Source organism: Streptomyces sp. 4N509B (assembly GCF_052245655.1).
Taxonomy (GTDB): domain Bacteria; phylum Actinomycetota; class Actinomycetes; order Streptomycetales; family Streptomycetaceae; genus Streptomyces.
On the sequence record NZ_JBQQBZ010000084.1, the window covers coordinates 1 to 3,182 of the forward strand.

General features: G+C 76.0%; 4 protein-coding genes. 2 read left to right on the top strand and 2 right to left on the bottom strand.

The annotated features are described in order from the left end of the window. Positions 1–13: 13 nt before the first annotated feature. Positions 14–640 (bottom strand): GNAT family N-acetyltransferase, encoded by a 627-nt coding sequence (locus ACTWP5_RS31980; RefSeq protein ID WP_443224693.1) that lies wholly within the window; start codon positions 638–640, stop codon positions 14–16. Positions 641–911: 271 nt separating this feature from the next. On the opposite strand from ACTWP5_RS31980, the gene ACTWP5_RS31985 reads away from it, so the two are divergent. Next, entirely contained in the window at positions 912–1,118 is a 207-nt protein-coding gene (locus tag ACTWP5_RS31985; RefSeq protein ID WP_443224694.1) for a hypothetical protein, read from the top strand. A gap of 184 nt (positions 1,119–1,302) precedes the next feature. After that, positions 1,303–2,148 (top strand): proteasome subunit beta, encoded by an 846-nt coding sequence (prcB, locus tag ACTWP5_RS31990; protein ID WP_443224695.1) that lies wholly within the window; start codon positions 1,303–1,305, stop codon positions 2,146–2,148. A 66-nt stretch (positions 2,149–2,214) separates the two neighbouring features. Here the strand turns inward: prcB and ACTWP5_RS31995 are convergent, their stop codons facing one another. Further along, entirely contained in the window at positions 2,215–3,048 is an 834-nt protein-coding gene (locus tag ACTWP5_RS31995) for an endonuclease/exonuclease/phosphatase family protein (RefSeq protein ID WP_443224696.1), read from the bottom strand. Positions 3,049–3,182 lie beyond the last annotated feature (134 nt).

Here is a 3,182-nt window from a genome sequence, read left to right on the forward strand (position 1 = left end):
CCTGTGGCCCCCGTCACGGGCGCACCGGCAGCGTCGCCGCGTACCGGACCTCCGGCACCCCCGCGCCGGCCATGGTGATCACGTTCTCCGCGCCGTCGGCCCGGAAGCCGGCCCGCTCGTAGAAGCGGCGGGCGGGCGCGTTGTCCCGCAGCACCCACAGCCGGGCACGCGGGCGCCCCGCCGCGGCGAGGGCGTCGAGCGCCCGGCCCATCAGCGAGCGGCCGACGCCACGGCCGAGGAACCCGGGAAGCACGTAGAGCGCGTACACCTCGCCCCACGGCTCGTCCCGCCGCCCGCCCGCCTCGTCCCTCTCGGCCCTGCCCTCGGACCCGCCGCCGGCGGGCGCGACACCGTCGGCCGCGTCGGGGTCCACGCCGGCGACCGGCCGGTACGGGCCGACGGCGGCCCAGCCGACCACGTCCCCGCCGCCAGGCTCCAGCCGGTGCGCGACGAACTGCGGGCGGTCCGGCCCCTGCTCGGACAGCATGCGTCGCAGCCCCTGCGCGAACTGCTCGGAGTCCATGCCGTCGAGCACCTCGCGCGGCACCAGATCCGCGTAGGCGTGCAGCCAGCCCTCGGTCCGCAGCCGCGCGACGGCCGGGGCGTCGGCGGCGGTCATCTCCCGTATCGCGAGGCGCATGGGACGTAGCGTAGGCGGCCGGTCTCGCCTGGTCATCCGGATAACCCCGGGGTCGTCGCCCCCCGGGTCCGGCGGCCCGGCGCGCCGGCCACGGGCGCGTCGGGGAGCGGTCACCTGACGGACGCGGCGCGTCCACCCGGCCGTCGAACGCGATACGCCCCGGGGTGGGTTGATGGGGTCGGCCGGCAGGTGGCCGCCGCGGGCGGAACCGGCGGGCGGAACCGGCGCCGGCGAACCCCTGACGTACGACACCCAACGAAGGTGTGCAGACATGACGACCGAGGTCACGCGGGTGGAGATCGCCGACCATCTCGGCGCCCTCTTCGAACGCGGCACGGCGGACCGGGCGGAGATCCTGGCCGCCGCCGCGGGAGCCCGGCCCGAGGTGCTGGAGGTGCTGCGACAGGTGCCCGACCGCGGGTACGCCTCGCTCCGTCAGCTCTGGGAGCACCTCCCGGAGATCCCCGTCGGTCTCTGACGGTTCGGCCCCACGCCCGCCCACGGCGGGCCGCCCGCCCCGCCCCACCCGTCCCACCTCGGCGTTCCCGCCCGACCGACCTCGCGCGACGCCGGTGACGCGCGGGGATCTTGTGCCTACGATGGGCGCGGCCCGCGTGCGCGCGGTCCACGGACGGGAGAAGCGGCGGAGAGAGGGGTTCGACGTGTCCGTAGACGTCTCTGGCTGGGGGGAGTTGCCCGCCACGTTCCTCGAGCCGGGCTCCGCCTCGTTCGTGGACTTCCTCGCCCGCCACGCCCCCGGCGCGCTGCCGTCGGGCCGTCAGCTCCCCGGGGCCGTCGACGCCTCGGCCATCCCCCACGGCACGACGATCGTGGCCGCCGCGTACGCCGACGGCGTGCTGCTCGCCGGGGACCGGCGGGTCACGGCCGGCGGCATGATCGCCCACCGCGAGGCCGAGAAGGTCTTCCCCGCCGACGAGTTCTCCGCGATCGGCATGTCCGGCAGCCTCGGCCCGAGCGTGGAGATGATCCGGCTCTTCCAACTGGAGCTGGAGCACTACGAGAAGGTCGAGGGCGTCCCCCTGTCCCTGGTCGGCAAGGCCAACCGCCTGAGCACGATGATCCGCGGCAACCTCAGCCTCGCCATGCAGGGCCTCGCCTTCATCCCGATCTTCGCCGGCTACGACCTCGGCGCCGGACGCGGGCGGATCTTCTCCTTCGACGTCGCGGGCGGCCAGCACGAGGAGCAGGGTTTCGCGGCCACCGGCTCGGGATCGATCTTCGCGCGCGGCGCGTTGAAGAAGCTCTACCGCGAGGACATGGCGGAGCGGGAGGTCACCACGGCCGTCATCCAGGCGCTCTACGACGCTGCCGAGGAGGACACCGCCACCGGCGGTCCCGACCTGACCCGCAAGCTGTACCCCCTGGTCACGGTCGTGACGGAGGACGGCTTCCGCCGGCTGCCCGAGGAGGACGTCGCCGAGCTCGCCCGCGCCGTCGTGGAGGGCCGGCACGCCCGGCCGGACGGCCCGACGGCGCCGCCGCTGTGAGGGCGGGCGGGCGGCGAACCTGAGGGCCGGCGGGGGCCGGTCGGCGTCACGCGGACGCCCAGCCCCCTACGCCGACGCCCGGGCTCCGGCCAGCCCGGCCACCACGGCCGTGTGGTCCGAGCCCCAGTAGCCCTCGACCGGGCCGGCGCCCGCCCGCCGCGCGGAGAGCACCCGGCCCTCGCCACCGGGTCCGGGAACGCCCACGTGGACGTAGTCGATGCGCGCGTCGAACCACGCCAGGCCCTCGAGGTAGGGGTTCGCGCCGTCCCAGGTGTACGGCGTGGCGCCGGGCTCGGCCCGGTACCACGCGTCGAGCATCACCTGGCCCGGCACGGCCGGCGCGGTCACCATGCCGCCGAAGAGCCGCACCTCGTCCGACTCGGGCAGGGCGTTGAAGTCGCCCGTGACCACGGGCGGGAACGGGCCGGGTCCGCGGCGCGCGGCCACGAACCGCGCCAGCGCCCTGACCTGCTCGCACCGCACGGCGGAGCCGCCGGACGCGGAGTGCAGGTGGGTGGTGAAGAACGGCACACGGGCCCCGCCCGCCGCGTCGACCAGCGCGTACAGCGCCGTGCGGACCTCCGGCGGGCCGCCCGCCACGGGCAGTCGCTCCACGGCGGTCTCGACGATCGGCCAGCGGCTGAGCACCGCGTTCCCGACGCCCCCGGGGACGTCCCCCAGCCGTTCACGCCAGTGCGGCAACAGCTCCCCCGGCGCCCAGGCCCAGTGCATCCCGAGCTCCTCGGCCAGCCAGCCCGCGAGGTTCTCCCCGCCCAGCTCCCAGACCTCCTGGAGCCCGACGACGTCGGGTCGCTCCTCCCTGAGCACGGCCAGGATCGCCTTACGCCGCTGCTCCCAGGGTCCGAACCGCCACCACAGGTTCCACGTCAGGATGCGCACGGGCCGATGCTACGGGCCCGGCCCGGACCGGTGGACGCCGGACGCCCCGGCGGCGTACCTCGGTCAGCCCCGAGGCGTGGTTGACAAGGGTTGCCCACGGTGAGCCCAGCCTAGAAAAGAGCGGAGGGGGGGGG